13 protein-coding genes are annotated in these 14,818 nt (G+C 71.1%); 9 read left to right on the top strand and 4 right to left on the bottom strand.

What is annotated here, in order from left to right; all coding sequences use genetic code 11:
• Nucleotides 1-28: 28 nt before the first annotated feature.
• The gene (locus QE401_RS01275; protein ID WP_307136442.1) at nucleotides 29-1,441 is read left to right on the top strand and encodes a protein adenylyltransferase SelO; all 1,413 of its coding nucleotides are present in this window, start codon (nucleotides 29-31) and stop codon (nucleotides 1,439-1,441) included.
• A 39-nt stretch (nucleotides 1,442-1,480) separates the two neighbouring features.
• Here QE401_RS01275 and QE401_RS01270 read toward each other — a convergent pair whose 3' ends face one another.
• The 4 genes from QE401_RS01270 to QE401_RS01255 are packed head-to-tail and all read right to left on the bottom strand — an operon-like array spanning nucleotide 1,481 to nucleotide 5,485.
• The gene (locus tag QE401_RS01270; RefSeq protein ID WP_307136441.1) at nucleotides 1,481-2,272 is read right to left on the bottom strand and encodes an SDR family oxidoreductase; all 792 of its coding nucleotides are present in this window, start codon (nucleotides 2,270-2,272) and stop codon (nucleotides 1,481-1,483) included.
• Nucleotides 2,200-3,546: a cytochrome d ubiquinol oxidase subunit II gene (locus tag QE401_RS01265; protein WP_307136440.1), complete on the bottom strand. Its 1,347-nt coding sequence runs from the start codon at nucleotides 3,544-3,546 to the stop codon at nucleotides 2,200-2,202. The genes QE401_RS01270 and QE401_RS01265 overlap by 73 nt, the downstream gene beginning before the upstream one ends.
• Before the next feature lie 10 nt (nucleotides 3,547-3,556).
• Nucleotides 3,557-4,900, bottom strand: coding sequence for a cytochrome ubiquinol oxidase subunit I (locus QE401_RS01260; RefSeq protein WP_307136439.1), 1,344 nt, complete (start codon nucleotides 4,898-4,900; stop codon nucleotides 3,557-3,559).
• A 6-nt stretch (nucleotides 4,901-4,906) separates the two neighbouring features.
• Complete coding sequence (locus QE401_RS01255; protein ID WP_307136438.1) at nucleotides 4,907-5,485, bottom strand: GbsR/MarR family transcriptional regulator; 579 nt, start codon at nucleotides 5,483-5,485, stop codon at nucleotides 4,907-4,909.
• 234 nt (nucleotides 5,486-5,719) lie between these two features.
• On the opposite strand from QE401_RS01255, the gene QE401_RS01250 reads away from it, so the two are divergent.
• The 8 genes from QE401_RS01250 to QE401_RS01215 all read left to right on the top strand — a co-directional run bounded on the left by QE401_RS01250 (nucleotide 5,720) and on the right by QE401_RS01215 (nucleotide 14,791).
• Nucleotides 5,720-7,942 (top strand): TonB-dependent hemoglobin/transferrin/lactoferrin family receptor, encoded by a 2,223-nt coding sequence (locus QE401_RS01250; RefSeq protein ID WP_307136437.1) that lies wholly within the window; start codon nucleotides 5,720-5,722, stop codon nucleotides 7,940-7,942.
• 37 nt (nucleotides 7,943-7,979) lie between these two features.
• Nucleotides 7,980-9,017 (top strand): hemin-degrading factor, encoded by a 1,038-nt coding sequence (locus QE401_RS01245; protein WP_307136436.1) that lies wholly within the window; start codon nucleotides 7,980-7,982, stop codon nucleotides 9,015-9,017.
• The gene (locus QE401_RS01240; RefSeq protein ID WP_307136435.1) at nucleotides 9,014-9,898 is read left to right on the top strand and encodes a heme/hemin ABC transporter substrate-binding protein; all 885 of its coding nucleotides are present in this window, start codon (nucleotides 9,014-9,016) and stop codon (nucleotides 9,896-9,898) included. Before QE401_RS01245 ends, QE401_RS01240 begins: the two co-directional genes overlap by 4 nt.
• Nucleotides 9,883-10,953: a FecCD family ABC transporter permease gene (locus tag QE401_RS01235; RefSeq protein WP_307136434.1), complete on the top strand. Its 1,071-nt coding sequence runs from the start codon at nucleotides 9,883-9,885 to the stop codon at nucleotides 10,951-10,953. Before QE401_RS01240 ends, QE401_RS01235 begins: the two co-directional genes overlap by 16 nt.
• The gene (locus QE401_RS01230; protein ID WP_307136433.1) at nucleotides 10,950-11,726 is read left to right on the top strand and encodes a heme ABC transporter ATP-binding protein; all 777 of its coding nucleotides are present in this window, start codon (nucleotides 10,950-10,952) and stop codon (nucleotides 11,724-11,726) included. Before QE401_RS01235 ends, QE401_RS01230 begins: the two co-directional genes overlap by 4 nt.
• A gap of 90 nt (nucleotides 11,727-11,816) precedes the next feature.
• Entirely contained in the window at nucleotides 11,817-12,179 is a 363-nt protein-coding gene (locus QE401_RS01225) for an antitoxin Xre/MbcA/ParS toxin-binding domain-containing protein (RefSeq protein ID WP_271138375.1), read from the top strand.
• Between the two features lie 7 nt (nucleotides 12,180-12,186).
• A complete protein-coding gene (locus QE401_RS01220; RefSeq protein WP_307136432.1) occupies nucleotides 12,187-12,705 on the top strand; it encodes an RES family NAD+ phosphorylase in 519 nt (172 codons plus the stop codon).
• A gap of 49 nt (nucleotides 12,706-12,754) precedes the next feature.
• A complete protein-coding gene (locus QE401_RS01215; RefSeq protein ID WP_307136431.1) occupies nucleotides 12,755-14,791 on the top strand; it encodes an NAD(+) synthase in 2,037 nt (678 codons plus the stop codon).
• Nucleotides 14,792-14,818: the final 27 nt, after the last annotated feature.

Raw genomic sequence — 14,818 nt, 5'->3', positions numbered from 1 at the left:
CGCGCCGGCGGAGCGACTAGATCAACCCATGCCCTTCGATCCGCAGTACCGCCCCCGCCAGACCCATGCCGAACTCGGCGAGGATTTCTTCGATCCCGTCGCCGCGGCGCGCTTCCCGCAGCAGATCCTGCGCTACCGTAACCAACGCTGGGCGGAGGCGCTGGGCCTGGGCGGGCTGAGCGAGGCGGAATGGCTCGGCCATTTCGCGGGCTTCATGCCGCTGCCCGGCAGTTTCGCGACGCCGCTGGCGCTGCGCTATCACGGCCACCAGTTCCGGCAGTTCAACCCGCAGCTCGGCGATGGCCGCGGATTCCTCTTTGCCCAGCTCGAGGATGCGCAAGGCAGGCTGCTCGACCTCGGCACCAAGGGCAGCGGGCAGACGCCCTGGTCGCGCGGTGCGGATGGAAAGCTGACGCTGAAGGGCGGCGTGCGCGAGGTGCTGGCGGCCTCGCTGCTGGAGGCGCAGGGTGTCGACACCTCCAAACCCTTCAGCCTGGTCGAGACCGGCGAGCAGCTGGTGCGGGGCGATGAGCCCTCCCCCACCCGCAGCGCCGTGCTGGTGCGGCTGAGCCATTCGCATGTCCGCATCGGCACCTTCCAGCGCCTGGCCTATCGCCGCGACGAGGCAGGGCTGCGCGCCCTGCTGGCGCATTGCCTCCGCCATTACCTGCCCGAGGCGCGAGGCGCGGAAGGCGAGGAAGCCCAGGCGCTGGCCTTCCTGCAGGCGGTGATGCGGCGCGTCGCGCGGGTCGGCGCGCAATGGATGGCGGCCGGCTTCGTGCATGGCGTGCTGAACACCGACAACATCAACATCACCGGCGAGAGCTTCGATTACGGCCCCTGGCGCTTCCTGCCGCATTACGATCCCGGCTTCACCGCGGCCTATTTCGACCATGGCGGGCTCTACGCCTATGGGCGGCAGCCGCAGACATTGCTGTGGAATTTGGCGCGGCTGGCGGAATGCCTGCTGCCGCTGGCGCCGCTGGAGAAGCTGGAAGCGGTGCTGGACGGTTTCGCGGGACAGTTCGGCGCCGAATGGGCCACGGCCTGGCTGCGTCGCCTTGGCCTGCGCCCGCGCGGCACCGAGGCGGATATGGAGCTGGTCGCCATGCTGGAGAAATTCCTGCAGCAGAGCCAGGCGCCGTTCGAGCAGGCGGTGTTCGACTGGCAGGGCGGGCTGCTCAGCGAGGCGCGCGCCGCGCGCAGCCCCTCCGCCGCGCATTATGGCAGCGAGGGTTTCGCATCCGTGCATGCGCTGCTCGCGCGCTACGAGGCGCAGGCGCCGGCGCGGCTGGAGCATGCCTATTTCCGCCGGGAGCGGCCGGCGACGCTGCTGATCGAGGAGGTGGAAGCGCTCTGGGCGCCGATCGCCGAACGCGACGATTGGCGCCTGTTCGAGGCGAAGATGCAGGAGATCGCGCTGCTGCGCGAGGCCGGCTGACACCCGGCCGGCGGGGCGCGTGCCCCGCCGGCCCTGGCCTCACCACATCGGGCGGCCGCCGGTGACCGGCAGCACCACACCGGTCATGTAGCTCGCCTCATCGGAGGCCAGCAGCACGAAGGGCCCGGCCAGCTCCGCCGGCTGCCCGGCGCGGCCGAGCGGCGTGTTCTGTCCGAAGCTCTCCACCTTGTCGGGCGGCATGGTGGACGGGATCAACGGTGTCCAGATCGGCCCAGGGGCCACGCTGTTCACGCGGATGCCCTGCTTGGCCAGCATCTGGCTGAGCCCCACGGTGAAGTTGGCGATGGCGCCCTTGGTCGTCGCATAGGCCAGCAGGGTCGGAGACGGATCCTTGGCGTTGATAGAGCTCGTGCCGATGATCGAGCTGCCCGGCTGCATCACCTTCGACGCCGCCTTGGCCAGGTAGAAATGCGCATAGATGTTGGTGCGGAAGGTGGCGTCCCATTCCTCCGCGCTGATCTCGTCGATCTTCTCATGGGTCCGCTGCAGAGCGGCATTGTTGATCAGGATGTCGAGCCGGCCGAATTCCTGCATGGCGCGGTCCACCAGGCCGTTGCAATGCGCCTCCTGCGAGACATCGCCCGGCACCAGCACGGCCTTGCGCCCCGCCTCGCGCACCCAGCGCGCGGTCTCCTCGGCATCCTCATGCTCCTCCAGATAGGAGATCAGGATATCCGCGCCCTCCCGCGCATAGGCGATGGCAACGGCGCGGCCGATGCCGGAATCGCCGCCCGTGATCAGCGCGGCACGCCCGTCGAGCTTGCCGCTGCCGCGATAGGATTGCTCGCCATGGTCAGGCCTGGGCTGCATCTCCGGCGTCGTGCCCGGCGGTTCCTGCTGCTGCTTGGGCTGCGGCGGGGTCGGGTGGTTCTGCGTCGGGTCAAGCGGCATGGGAAGCTCCTGCGTGATGGGTCGGGCGCAGCGATGGCCGCTCTCGGGCGGGCGGCCTTCGCCCGATCTCTGTCAGGACAACAGGCTTGGCTCGGGGGGGTTGCCGGAGGGGCCGAACGCGAACGGCCCGGGAACGCGCCCCGGGCCGTCGCTCGATCCTGGTCCGCGCGGACGAAGCTCAGTCGTAGCGGAGATCGGCCGCCTTGCCGCCGAAGATCTTCCAGGCCAGCAGCGTGTAGAGCGCGATCACCGGGCAGCACGAACATCGCGCCCGCCAGGATGATCGACAGGCTTTCCGGCGAGGCCGCCGCCTGCCACAGCGTCAGCCGCTCCGGCACGATATAGGGGAAGAAGGACCAGGCGAGGCCGGTGAAGGAGAGCACGAACAGCCCGGTCGCGCCCCAGAAGGGCAGTGTCTCCAGCGCGCCATTCTGCAGCGGCAGGTGCTTCAGCAGATGATGCAGGCCAAGCAGCAGCACGAAGGTCGTCGCCGGCAGGGGTGCCAGCAGCACGAGGTTGGGCATTTCGAACCAGCGCGCCAGGATGCGCGGCGAGGCCAGCGGCGTCGCGACCGACACGGCAAGAATGCCGGCGCCGAGCAGCCAGAGCGTGGCCCGTGCCCAGGCGACGGATTGGCGCTGCAGCGCGCCCTCGGTCCGCCAGATCAGCCAGCAGGCGCCAATGAAGGCATAGCCGGCCGCCAGGCCCACGGCGGAGAGGGCGGCGAAGCCCTGCGCTGGCCAGCCCTCGGCGAAGCCCAGCACGTAGCGGCCGAGCATCCAGCCCTGCGCCAGCGAGGCCAGCAGCGAGCCGGTGAAGAAGGCATGGTCCCAGCGCCGCTTGCCCATGACGGAGGCCGCCTTGGCGCGGAATTCGAAGGCTACGCCGCGCAGGATCAGCCCGGCCAGCATCACCGCGACCGGCAGATACAGCGCGGTCAGGATGGCGCCATGCGCGATCGGGAAGGCCACCAGCAGCAGGCCCACGCCGAGCACCAGCCAGGTCTCGTTGGCGTCCCAGAAAGGGCCGATGGAGGCGATCATGCGGTCGCGCTCCGCCTCCTCCGGCGTCGCGTTCAGCAGCAGGCCGACGCCGAGATCGAAGCCGTCCAGCACGACATAGGCGAGCACGGAGAGCGCCATCAGCGCCGCGAAGGCGACCGGCAGCAGCTCGGGGTCGAGGAAGGGGGTCATGGCGTGATCCTCAGCTGGCGCGCGCGGCAAGCGCGCCATCGGCCAGGCCGGCCTCGGGCTTCGGGCGGCTCTTGCGCGCCAGGCGGAACAGCGCGGCGATATAGGCCGCCAGCAGCACCGCGTAGAGCGACAGATACATGGCCAGCGTCAGCCCGATATTGCCGGCCGGCACGGGGCCCGCGGCCTGCGCCGTGGTCAGCACGCCATGGACCAGCCAGGGCTGGCGGCCGATCTCGGTGACATACCAGCCGGCCAGCGTCGCCACCCAGCCGGCGAAGCTCATGCCGGCCAGCACGCGCAGCAGCACGACCGGCAGCGTGCCGCGGCGCCACAGCAGGAAGGCCGCGCTGGCGCTGACCGCGATCATCAGCAGCCCGGTGCCGACCATGACACGGAAGGCGTAGAAGACCGGCTTCACCGGCGGGTGGTTGCCCGCGAATTGGTCAAGCCCCGGCACCACGCCATCCGGATGGTGCTTCAGGATCAGGCTGGCGCCGAGCGGGATGCCAATCTCGAAGCGGTTCTCACGCGCCGCCTCGTCCGGCACGGCGAAGAGCAGCAGCGGCACACGGCCCTGGGTCGTCCAGTTGCCCTCCATCGCCGCGACCTTGGCCGGCTGGTGCTCCAGCGTGTTCAGCCCGTGCAGATCGCCCACAAAGGCCTGCAGCGGCGCCAGCAGGGCGGCCATGACGATGCCGGTGCGCAGGGCCACGCCCACGCCCGGCGCGCGGTCGCCCTTCAGCCAGCGCCAGGCGGAGAGACCGGCCACCAGGAAACCCACCGTCAGCGCCGAGGCCAGCAGCATATGCGTCAGGCGATAGGGCATGGAGGGGTTGAAGACGATCGCCCACCAATCGGTGGCATGGGCGATGCCGTCGCGCAGCTCGAAGCCCTGCGGCGTGTGCATCCAGGAATTCAGCACCAGGATCCAGAAGGCGCTGAGCGTGGTGCCGACGGCCACCAGCACGGTGGCCAGCGTGTGCAGCCAGCCCGGCACGCGGCGGAAGCCGAACAGCATGATGCCGAGGAAGGTCGCCTCCATGAAGAAGGCGGTCAGGATCTCATAGGCCAGCAAGGGCCCGGCGATGTTGCCGACATGCTGCATGAAGCCCGGCCAGTTGGTGCCGAACTGGAAGCTCATGGTGATGCCGGAGACGACGCCGAGCGCGAAGGACAGCGCGAAGACCTTCACCCAGAAGCGGTAGGCGTCCATCCACGCCGCGTCGCCGGTGCGGTTGAAGCGCAGCTTGAAGAACAGCAGCACCCAGCCCAGCGCGATGGTCACCGTCGGGAACAGGATGTGGAAGGAGATGTTCGCCGCGAACTGGATGCGGGCGAGGATGATCGGGTCCATGGCGGGTCACTCCCCGGGGTCGGACTGGCCGCGCCGCGGGCGGCCGAGCGAGACGATGCGGTCCTTGGCCTCGAGCAGCCGCGTCACCTTGGCGCCGAGCGCCAGCAGCGAGGCCAGGCGCTCGGTCTCCAGCCGCTTGACGTCCTCGTACCAGGTGGTGAGCTGCTCGATCAGCCCGTGCATCTCGGCGATGCGGGCCTGGGCGAAGCGCTCCTGCTCGCTGCCCGGCTGCTGCATCTGCAGCTCGCGCAGCACCGACAGCGTCGGGTCCACCTCGCGCTTCTTCCGTTCCTCCGCCAGCGTCCGCAGGATCTGCCAGACATCGTCGGGCGTGGTGAAATGGTCGCGCCGGTCGTCCGGGATGTGCTTCGGGATGATCAGGTTCCAGGCCTGCAGCTCGCGCAGCCCCATCGACACGTTGGAGCGCGAGACGCCCAGCGCCTCGACGATCTGCTCGGCATTCAGCGGCGTGGGCGAGACGTAGAGCAGCGCGTAGATCTGGCCGACCGTGCGGTTGATGCCCCAGCGGCTGCCCATCTCGCCGAAATGCAGCACGAAGGCCTGGGCGATGGGGGGGAGGTTCATGGTGTCCTGCACATCCTGGCGATTCGGAAATTTCAGGAAAGACTGAAAATTGATATAGCGCAACTTCGCGGACGGCAAGGGCACGGTTTGTAACCGGTTTCGCCGGGTTTTCTTCGAATGCGACTCATTTGCAACACTGGCAAGCGAAGGTGACCGATCGGCCATCAAGCGCTTGCGAGGCCGCCAGGCCCGCGCTCTTTTGTTGCGAACGATTCCTAGTTGCAGGAGAGCCCATTGCCCGCTTCCCGCCCGGCCCGCCGGCCCGCCGCCAGCCAGGCCTCCCTGGCCGCGCTCGCGCTGCTGGTGCCCGTCGCCGGTCCCTCCGGCCTCGCCGCCCAGCCTGCGCCCACCCCCTCTCCGGCCGCCGCCGCCTCTCCCGCCTCCGAAGCCCCTGCCGTTGTCCTGCCGCCCATCGCCGTCACCGCCACGCGCGGCCCACGCCCGGTCGATGACGTGCCGGCCACCATCACGGTGACCGAGGAGCTGGAGCTGGAGCGGCGCAACGTCACCTCGCCGCGCGACCTGCTGCGCTACGAGCCGGGGGTGAATTTCGGCAACCAGCCCTCGCGCAATGGCGGCACCAATTTCGTCATCCGCGGCATCGGCGGCAACCGCGTGCGCGTGCAGGTGGACGGCATCCGCCTGCCGGACTTCCCGGAAAGCAATGCCGGCTCGGGCAACTACACGCGCGACTTCGTCGATCTCGACACGGTGCGCCGCGTCGAGATCCTGCGCGGCCCGGCCTCGGCGCTGTATGGCTCGGACGCGCTGGGCGGTGTCGTCTCCTATTTCCTGAAGGACCCGTCGGACTATCTGGAGCCGGGGCGCAACAGCTTCTTCAGCGGCCGCTTCGGTTACAATGGCGCCGATCAGAGCCTGAGCCAGACCGTCACCGGCGCGGCGCGCGCCGGCAATGTCGAGGCGCTGCTGAGCTACACGCATCGCGAGGGGCATGAGATCCGCCCCAATGGCAATGTGCTGCCCAACCCGCAGGACTACACCGCCAACACCGTGCTCGGCCGCTTCGTCTACCGGCTGAGCGATGTCGAGCGGCTGCGCCTGACCGGTGAGCTGATCCAGCGCGACACCGACACCAATCTGCGCAGCGAGCTGTCCAGCAGCGTCCTCACCAGCCTGGGCGAGGACACGGCGACGCGTGGCCGCATCGCGCTCGACTATGTGCGCGAGGCGCCTTTCCTCTTCGCCGACCGGGTGGAGGCGCGGCTCGGCTGGACCCGGCTCGACCGCACCGAATACACGAACCAGCTGCGCAGCGGCAACACGCTGCGCAACTCGGTCTTCGGCTTCGAGCAGGATGTGTGGAGCAGCGACGTCCAGTTCGGCTCCAATGTCCAGGCTTTCGGCCTGAACCATGTGCTGACCTATGGCGTCTCGCTCGACCGCACCGAGAGCAGCCGCCCGCGCGACCGCTGGCAGACCAACCTGACCACCGGCGCCGTCACCAGCACCGTCGCCGGCGAGACCTTCCCCAACAAGAACTTTCCCGACACCACCACCTGGCAGGCCGGCGCCTATCTGCAGGACGAGATCACGCTGGGCGCGGTGACGCTGACGCCGGCGCTGCGGCTCGACTATTACGGGCTGCGCGCGCATCCGGATGCCGACTATCTGCGCGCCTCGCTGGGCGGTGCCGCGCCGCAGCTCGAGGACATGGACAAGTTCGCGCTGTCGCCGAAATTCGGCGCGGTCTGGCGGCTGGATCCGGTCTACTCGCTCTATGGCCAGTACGCGCATGGCTTCCGCGCGCCGCCCTATGATTCGGCGACGCTCGGCTTCCGCAACACGGTGATGCGCTACGAGATCCTGCCCTCCACCGACCTGAAGCCGGAGACCAGCGACGGTGTCGAGATCGGCTTCCGCGGCCGCTTCGCCAATGGCAGCTTCTTCCAGCTCTCGGGCTTCTACAACCGCTACGAGAACTTCATCGACACCCGCACCATCGGCACCTCGCCGGCCGGGCTGACGCAGTTCCAGTACCGCAACCTGAACAGCGTCACCATCTATGGCGCCGAGGCGCGCGGCGAATGGCAGTTCGCCGAGGGCTGGGCGCTGCGCGGCAGCGCGTCCTATGCCTGGGGCAAGGATGACGACACCGGCCGGCCGATCGACAGCGTCGACCCGCTGCGCTTCGTGGGCGGCCTGGCCTGGCAGCATGAATCCGGCTTCGGCGCCGAGGCGATGGTCACCCATGCGCTGCGCCACAACCGCGTCAGCGACGACAGCTATTTCCGCGCGCCGCGCTACACGGTGCTGGATCTCGCCATGCATTACGACTTCCGCAACGACATCAGCATCAATGCCGGTCTCTTCAACGTCACCAACGAGAAGTACTTCAACTCGCAGGACGTGATCGGCGTCGCCGCCAACAGCACGACGCGCGACCTCTACGCGCAGCCCGGCCGCTACGCCGCGGTCAATCTCGTCGTGCGTTTCTGAGCCCAATCCTGTTACCCTGTCGAACGGAGACAGAGCGATGCACAGCCTTCTCGAGCGGTTCCAGGCCCTGCGGGCCGAGACCCCGCATCTGCGCGCCCGCGACGCGGCGGCGCGCCTCGGCACCACCGAGGCGGCGCTGCTGGCCAGCGGCGCGCTCGGCCCCGTCACGCCGCTGCGGCCCGACTGGGCCGCGCTGATCGGCGGCATGCCGGCGCTCGGCCGCATCATGGCGCTGACCCGCAACGAGATGGCCGTGCATGAGCGCTACGGCCAGTTCCGCGACGTGTCCTCCGGCCCCGGCCATATCCTGGTGCTGGGGCCGGAGATCGATCTGCGGCTGTTCCCCGGCAGCTGGACGCATGGCTTCGCGCTCGGCGGGGAGCGGCCCTCGATCCAGATCTTCGATGATCGCGGCGTGGCCGTGCACAAGATCTACGCGGCCGAGGGCACCGACCGCATCGCCTGGGCGTCGCTCGTCGACCGCTTCGCCGATCCGGCGGCCGCGATGCCGCCGCTGCAGCCGGCCGCCCCCGTCGCGGCCAAGGCCGAGGCGGAGGTGGATGGCGACAGCCTGCGCAGCGACTGGCTGGCGCTGCGCGACACGCATGATTTCTTCCCGCTGCTGCGCCGGCACAAGGCCAGCCGCCGCCAGGCCTTCCGCCTCGCCGGCGAGGATCTGGCGCGCCGCCTGGCCCCGGCCGCGGCGGCCGAGGCGCTGCGCCTGGCGGCCGAGCGCGCCGTGCCGGTGATGGTCTTCGTCGGCAATCGCGGCGCCATCCAGATCCACACCGGCCCGGTGCAGCGGCTGCTGGAGCGCGGCGGCTGGTTCAACGTGCTGGATGCGGATTTCAACCTGCATCTGCGCCAGGATGGCGTGGCCGAGGCCTGGCTGGTCACCAAGCCCACCGAGGATGGCGCCGTCACCTCGATCGAGCTGCTGGACGCGGCGGGCGAGGTCATCGCCATGCTGTTCGGCGCCCGCAAGCCCGGCCAGGCGGAGCTGCCGGAATGGCGCGCCCTCGCCACCGAGGCGGCGGCGCGCCAGCCGCATGCGGCGCAGGAGGTGGCGGCATGACCGCCCCCCGCCGGCTGTTCCTGGCCGGCGGCGCGGCGCTGCTGCTGGCGGCGCGGCCCGGACGGGCCGTGCCGCCGCGCCGCGTCGTGGCCATCGGCCCCGCCATGACGGAAACCGTCTGCGCCCTTGGCCAGCAGGGCACGCTGGTGGCGGTGGACAGCAGCAGCCTGTTTCCCGCCGCCATCACCGCCCTGCCCAAGGTCGGCTATCTGCGCGCCCTGCCGACCGAGGGCATCATCGGCCTGCATCCGGACCTGCTGCTGCTCTCCGACCAGGCCGGCCCGGCCCAGGCGGTGGAGGTGCTGCGCGCCTCCGGCCTGCCGGTGGTCACCGTGGCCGATGGCGCCGGCATCGCCGCCACCCTCGCCAAAATCCGCGCCGCCGCCGCCGCGCTGGAGCAGGATGGCACCGCCCTCGCCAGCGCCGTCGCGGCCGACTGGGCGCTGCTGGATGCGCCGCTCGCCGCGCTGCCGCGCCGGCCGCGGGTGATGTTCGTGCTCTCCGCCGGCCAGGGCGCGCCCCTGGTCTCGGGCGAGGCCACCCATGCCGCGGCGCTGATCGAGGCGGCGGGCGGCATCAACGCCGTCACCGGCTTCCGCGGCTACCGCCCGCTCTCGGCCGAGATGGGCGCCAGCCTGGCGCCCGATCTGCTGCTGATGATGCCCCATGCGCTGGGCGAGGCCGGTGGGCGCGCCGCCGTGCTCGGCCACCCCGCGCTGGCCTTGACGCCGGCCGCTGCCGCCGGCGCGCTGCACGCCATCGATTCCGGCCATCTCACCTTCGGCCCGCGCGCCGCGCTCGCCCGGCGGGAGGTTGCCGCCCTGCTGCATCCGGGCCTCGCCTTGCCCGCCCTGCCGGAGCGCCCATGGTACCGGGGCTGACGCTGCCCCGCCTGGCGCGGCGCCACCCCTGGGCCGGGGCCTGGGGCTTCGGTGTGCTGGCGCTGCTGGCGGCGCTGCTGGCCGGGCTCGCCCTCGGCCCCGCCTCGGTCTCCGGCGCCGCGCTCTGGGCGACGCTGCTGGACGCGCTGGGCCTCGCCCCGCTGCCGCGCGCCCTGCAGCGGGAGGCGGCGGTGCTCACCATCATCCGCCTGCCGCGCGCGCTGCTGGCCATGATGGTGGGCGGCGGGCTCGGCGTGGCGGGGGCGGTGATGCAGGGGCTGTTCCGCAACCCGCTGGCCGATCCGGGGCTGATCGGCGTCTCCGCCGGGGCGGCGCTCGGCGCCGTCACCACCATCGTCTTCGGCGGCGCGCTGCTGGCGCTGGGCGGCGGGCTGCTCGGGTTGTGGCTGCTGCCGCTGGCCGCCTTCGCCGGCGGGCTCGGCGCCACGCTGCTGATCATCCGCCTCGGCCGGCGCGAGGGGGTGACGGCGGTGGCGACGCTGCTGCTGGCCGGCGTCGCGGTGAACGCCCTGGCCGCGGCGCTGACCGGCATGCTGATCTTCATGGCTGATGAGCGCCAGGCGCGCGACATCACCTTCTGGACCATGGGCAGCCTGTCCGGCGCGCGCTGGTCGCAGATGCCGGTGCTGCTGGCCTTGGTGCTGCTGCCGACCCTCGCTTTGCTGCGCCTGGCCCGGCCGCTGAACGCCCTGGTGCTGGGTGAGGCCGAGGCCTTCCATCTTGGCCTGAAGGTGGAGCGGGTGAAGCGCCAGGCGACGCTGCTGGCCGCCATCGCCGTCTCCGCCGGCGTGGCCTTCACCGGGCTGATCGGCTTCGTGGGCCTGGTCGTGCCGCATCTGGTGCGGCTGGCCTGGGGGGCGGATCACCGGCTGGTGCTGCCGCTCTCCGCCCTGCTCGGCGCCGCGCTGCTGGTGCTGGCCGACCTCGCCGCGCGCAGCCTGGCCGCCCCGGCCGAGCTGCCGATCGGCGTCGTCACCGCCCTCCTCGGCGCGCCCTTCTTCCTGTGGCTGCTGCGGCGCGGGGGGGTGGCATGATCGGGCTGCAGGAATGCCGCCTGTCGCGCGGCGGCAGGGTGCTGCTGGAGGGTGTCTCCCTGGCGCTGCGCCCGGGCGAGGTGCTGGCGCTGGTCGGCCCCAATGGCGCCGGGAAATCCACCCTGCTGCGGCTCTTCTCCGGCGAGCTGGCCCCCGATGCGGGCGCGGCGCGGCTGGAGGGGCGCGACCTCGCCGCCTGGGACCCGCTGGCGCTGTCGCGGCGGCGCGCCGTGGTCAGCCAGAAGATCGCCCTCTCCTTCCCGCTGCGCGCGGCGGAGGTGGCGGCCCTCGGCCGGCTGCCCTGGCACGGCACCGGGGCGATGCGCCAGGACCGCGCGGCGGTGGCCGAGGCCATGGCCCGCGCCGGCATCGCGCATCTGGCGGAACGGCCCTATGGGCGGCTCTCGGGCGGCGAGCAGCAGCGGGTGCAGATCGCCCGCGCCCTGGCGCAGCTCTCCGGCATGGCAAGGCCGGCGGCGCTGCTGCTGGACGAGCCGACGGCCAGCCTGGATGCCGGCCATCGCGCCCAGCTGCTGCGCCTGTTGCGCGAGCTGGCGGCGGAGGGGCTGGCAGTGCTGATCGTGCTGCACGACCTGAACGAGGCGCGCTACGTCGCCGACCGCGTCGCCCTGCTGGAGCAGGGCCGGCTGGTGGCCGAGGGCCCGCCGGAGGCCGTGTTCCAGCCGGCGCGGCTGGAGGCGGTCTATGGCATCCCCTTCCTGGCGACGGAGGAGGCGCTGCTGCCGCGCTACGCCGCCGCCCTCCGCCCCTGAGGGCGCGGCCGCCGCCGAAAACCCTTGAAGCGGCGGCCTCGCCGCCCCATCATCTGCCCCATGAATGGGACATCTGTTGAGGCAGTGCGGATGGATCCGCGGTTCATCGCCGAGGTGATGGGGCCGGATGGCTACATCACCGCCGACCGCCTGGTGGAGCAGTTCCGCATCACCAAGGTGGAGCTGGCGCTGGTCGCCGGCCTGTCGCGCGACGCCGTCTCCAAGCTGGCGCGGCTGAAGGCCGGCGCCACCCAGTCCCGGCTGCGCGACATGGTGGAGATCATCAACCGCGTCCGCCCCTGGGCCGGCTCCACCGCCCAGGCCTTCGCCTGGTACCGGGCGCAGCCCCTGCCCTCCTTCGGCGACCAGACCGCCGAGGCGCTGGTGAAGGAAGGCCGGGCCGAGGCGGTGAAGCGCTATCTCGACCGGATGGCGGTCGGCGGCTACGCCTGACCGCGGCGTGCTGCTCTCCGCCACGGTCTACCGCGCGCATCATCCGCGCTGGTCCTTCGACCCGCTCTCGGGTGCCGGGGCGGCGCGGTATGGCGGGCGCTTCAACCCGCGCGGTATGGCCGCCCTCTACACCTCGCTGCGCTTCGAGACCGCCTGGCGCGAGGCGCAGCAGGGCTTCGCCTTCAAGGCCCAGCCGCTGACACTTTGCGCCTATCGCGCCGAATGCGACGACGTGCTGGACCTGACCGACCCGGCCACGCGAGAGGCGCATGGCATCCGCCCTGGCGATCTCGCCTGCGCCTGGGAGGATCTGGCCGATCGCGGCATCGAGCCGCCGAGCTGGCGCCTGGCCCGGCGGCTGCGCGAGGCCGGCATCGCCGCCATCCTGGTGCCGAGCTACGCCCCCGGCGCCACGCCCGAGGATGTGAATGCCGTCTTCTGGGACTGGGGCGAGGCGGCGCCGCACAGCCTGCGCCTGGTCGATGACGAGCGGCGCCTGCCGCGCGACGATTCCTCCTGGCGATAGAAGCGCGGCCAAGCTGGACGGCGGGCGCGGCGCGCCCCATCCTTGGGGCATGAGCTTCCTCTCCCTCTACCGCCACGGCTTCGCCCGCGTCGCCGCCTGCACCACGCGCTGCAGCATCGCCCATCCGGCGGCGAATGCCGCCGCCATGCTGGAGGCCGCCCGCCGCGCGCATGAGCAGGGCGCGGCGCTGGTGGTGTTCCCGGAGCTGGGCCTGTCCGGCTACGCCATCGACGATCTGCTGCTGCAGGACACGCTGCTGGACGCGGTGGAGCAGGCGCTGGCCACCATGCTGGCGGAGAGCGCGGGGCTGCGGCCGCTGCTGCTGGTGGGCGCGCCGCTGCGCCACCAGGGGCGGCTCTACAATTGCGCCGTGGCCATGCAGGGCGGCAGGCTGCTCGGCGTCACGCCGAAGCAGCATCTGCCGAACTACCGCGAATTCTACGAGCACCGGCATTTCGCCTCCGGCCAGGGCATGGCGGGCAGCATCCGCCTGCTGGGGCAGGAGGTGCCCTTCGGCGGCGATTTGATCTACCGCGCCGAGGATGTGCCGGGCCTCACCATCCATGCCGAGATCTGCGAGGATTTCTGGGTGCCGATCCCGCCCAGTTCGCAGGCGGCGCTGGCCGGCGCCGTGGTGCTGGCCAATCTCTCGGCCAGCAACATCACCGTGGGCAAGGCGGAGACGCGGCGGCTGCTCTGCCAGTCGCAATCGGCGCGCTGCCTCGGCGCCTATCTCTACGCCGCCGCCGGCGCCGGCGAATCCACCACCGACCTCGCCTGGGACGGCCAGGTCTCGATCTTCGAGAATGGCGCGGTGCTGGCGGAGAGCGAGCGCTTCCCTGAGGGCGAGCAGATGGTGCTGGCCGATATCGATCTCGACCTGCTGCGGCAGGAGCGGTCGCGCCAGGGCACTTTCGACGACAACCGCCGCGGCTTCGGCGCTCCCTTCCGCGAGATTGCCTTCCGCCTCGACCCGCCGCAGGGCGATATCGGCTTCCTGCGCGCGCTGGAGCGTTTCCCCTTCGTGCCCGCCGATGCGGCGCGGCTGCACCAGGATTGCTACGAGGCCTACAACATCCAGGTCGCGGGGCTGGTGCAGCGCTGCCAGGCGACGCGCAACCGCAAGATCATCATCGGCGTCTCGGGCGGGCTGGATTCGACCCAGGCGCTGATCGTCGCGGCGCACGCGATGGATGTGATGGGGCGGCCGCGCAGCGACATCATCGCCTATACCATGCCCGGCTTCGGCACCAGCGCCGGCACCAAGACCAATGCGCATGCGCTGATGGCGAGCCTTGGCGTCACCGCGCATGAGCTGGATATCCGCCCCGCGGCCCGGCAGATGCTGGCCGATCTCGGCCATCCCTTCGCGCAGGGCGAGCCGGTCTATGACGTGACCTTCGAGAATGTCCAGGCCGGGCTGCGCACCGACTATCTGTTCCGCGCCGCCAACCGGCATGGCGGCATGGTGCTCGGCACCGGCGACCTGTCGGAGCTGGCGCTGGGCTGGTGCACCTATGGCGTGGGCGACCAGATGTCGCATTACAACGTCAATGCCGGCGTGCCGAAGACGCTGATCCAGCATCTGATCCGCTGGGTGATCCAGTCCGGCCAGTTCTCGGCGGAGGTCGGCACGACGCTGCAGGCGATCCTGGAGACGGAGATCTCGCCCGAGCTGATCCCGGCCGATGGCGAAAGCCAGGCGCTGCAGAGCACCGAGGCCAAGATCGGCCCCTATGCACTGCAGGATTTTCATCTGTTTTATACGCTGCGCTACGGCTTCCGGCCCTCGAAGATCGCTTTCCTGGCCTTGCAGGCCTGGGGCGATGCGGCACGCGGCCATTGGCCGCCGGGCTTCCCGGAGGAGCGGCGCAACACCTACGACCTGGCCACCATCCGCCATTGGCTGGAGGTGTTCCTGCAGCGCTTCTTCGGCTTCGCGCAGTTCAAGCGCTCGGCCCTGCCGAACGGGCCGAAGGTGGTGGCGGGCGGCTCGCTCTCGCCGCGCGGCGATTGGCGCGCGCCGTCCGATGGCAATGCGGAGATCTGGCTGGAGGAGCTGCGCCGCAACGTGCCCGAGGCCTGAGGCGTTGGCCTCCTGGTCACCAACCGG

The sequence above is a fragment of the Pseudoroseomonas cervicalis genome, assembly GCF_030818485.1.
Lineage (GTDB): Bacteria > Pseudomonadota > Alphaproteobacteria > Acetobacterales > Acetobacteraceae > Pseudoroseomonas > Pseudoroseomonas cervicalis_A.
Note: the sequence above shows the minus strand (reverse complement) of the source record. Positions and strands in the feature narration are given on the sequence as shown.

What these genes read in the sequence shown, in the direction of transcription:
- QE401_RS01275 (WP_307136442.1), top strand. Translation starts at nt 29, where the DNA reads ATGCCCTTCGATCCGCAGTACCGCCCCCGCCAGACCCATGCCGAACTC.
- QE401_RS01270 (WP_307136441.1), bottom strand. Translation starts at nt 2,272, where the DNA reads ATGCAGCCCAGGCCTGACCATGGCGAGCAATCCTATCGCGGCAGCGGC.
- QE401_RS01265 (WP_307136440.1), bottom strand. Translation starts at nt 3,546, where the DNA reads ATGACCCCCTTCCTCGACCCCGAGCTGCTGCCGGTCGCCTTCGCGGCG.
- QE401_RS01260 (WP_307136439.1), bottom strand. Translation starts at nt 4,900, where the DNA reads ATGGACCCGATCATCCTCGCCCGCATCCAGTTCGCGGCGAACATCTCC.
- QE401_RS01255 (WP_307136438.1), bottom strand. Translation starts at nt 5,485, where the DNA reads ATGAACCTCCCCCCCATCGCCCAGGCCTTCGTGCTGCATTTCGGCGAG.
- QE401_RS01245 (WP_307136436.1), top strand. Translation starts at nt 7,980, where the DNA reads ATGCACAGCCTTCTCGAGCGGTTCCAGGCCCTGCGGGCCGAGACCCCG.
- QE401_RS01240 (WP_307136435.1), top strand. Translation starts at nt 9,014, where the DNA reads ATGACCGCCCCCCGCCGGCTGTTCCTGGCCGGCGGCGCGGCGCTGCTG.
- QE401_RS01235 (WP_307136434.1), top strand. Translation starts at nt 9,883, where the DNA reads ATGGTACCGGGGCTGACGCTGCCCCGCCTGGCGCGGCGCCACCCCTGG.
- QE401_RS01230 (WP_307136433.1), top strand. Translation starts at nt 10,950, where the DNA reads ATGATCGGGCTGCAGGAATGCCGCCTGTCGCGCGGCGGCAGGGTGCTG.
- QE401_RS01225 (WP_271138375.1), top strand. Translation starts at nt 11,817, where the DNA reads ATGGATCCGCGGTTCATCGCCGAGGTGATGGGGCCGGATGGCTACATC.
- QE401_RS01215 (WP_307136431.1), top strand. Translation starts at nt 12,755, where the DNA reads ATGAGCTTCCTCTCCCTCTACCGCCACGGCTTCGCCCGCGTCGCCGCC.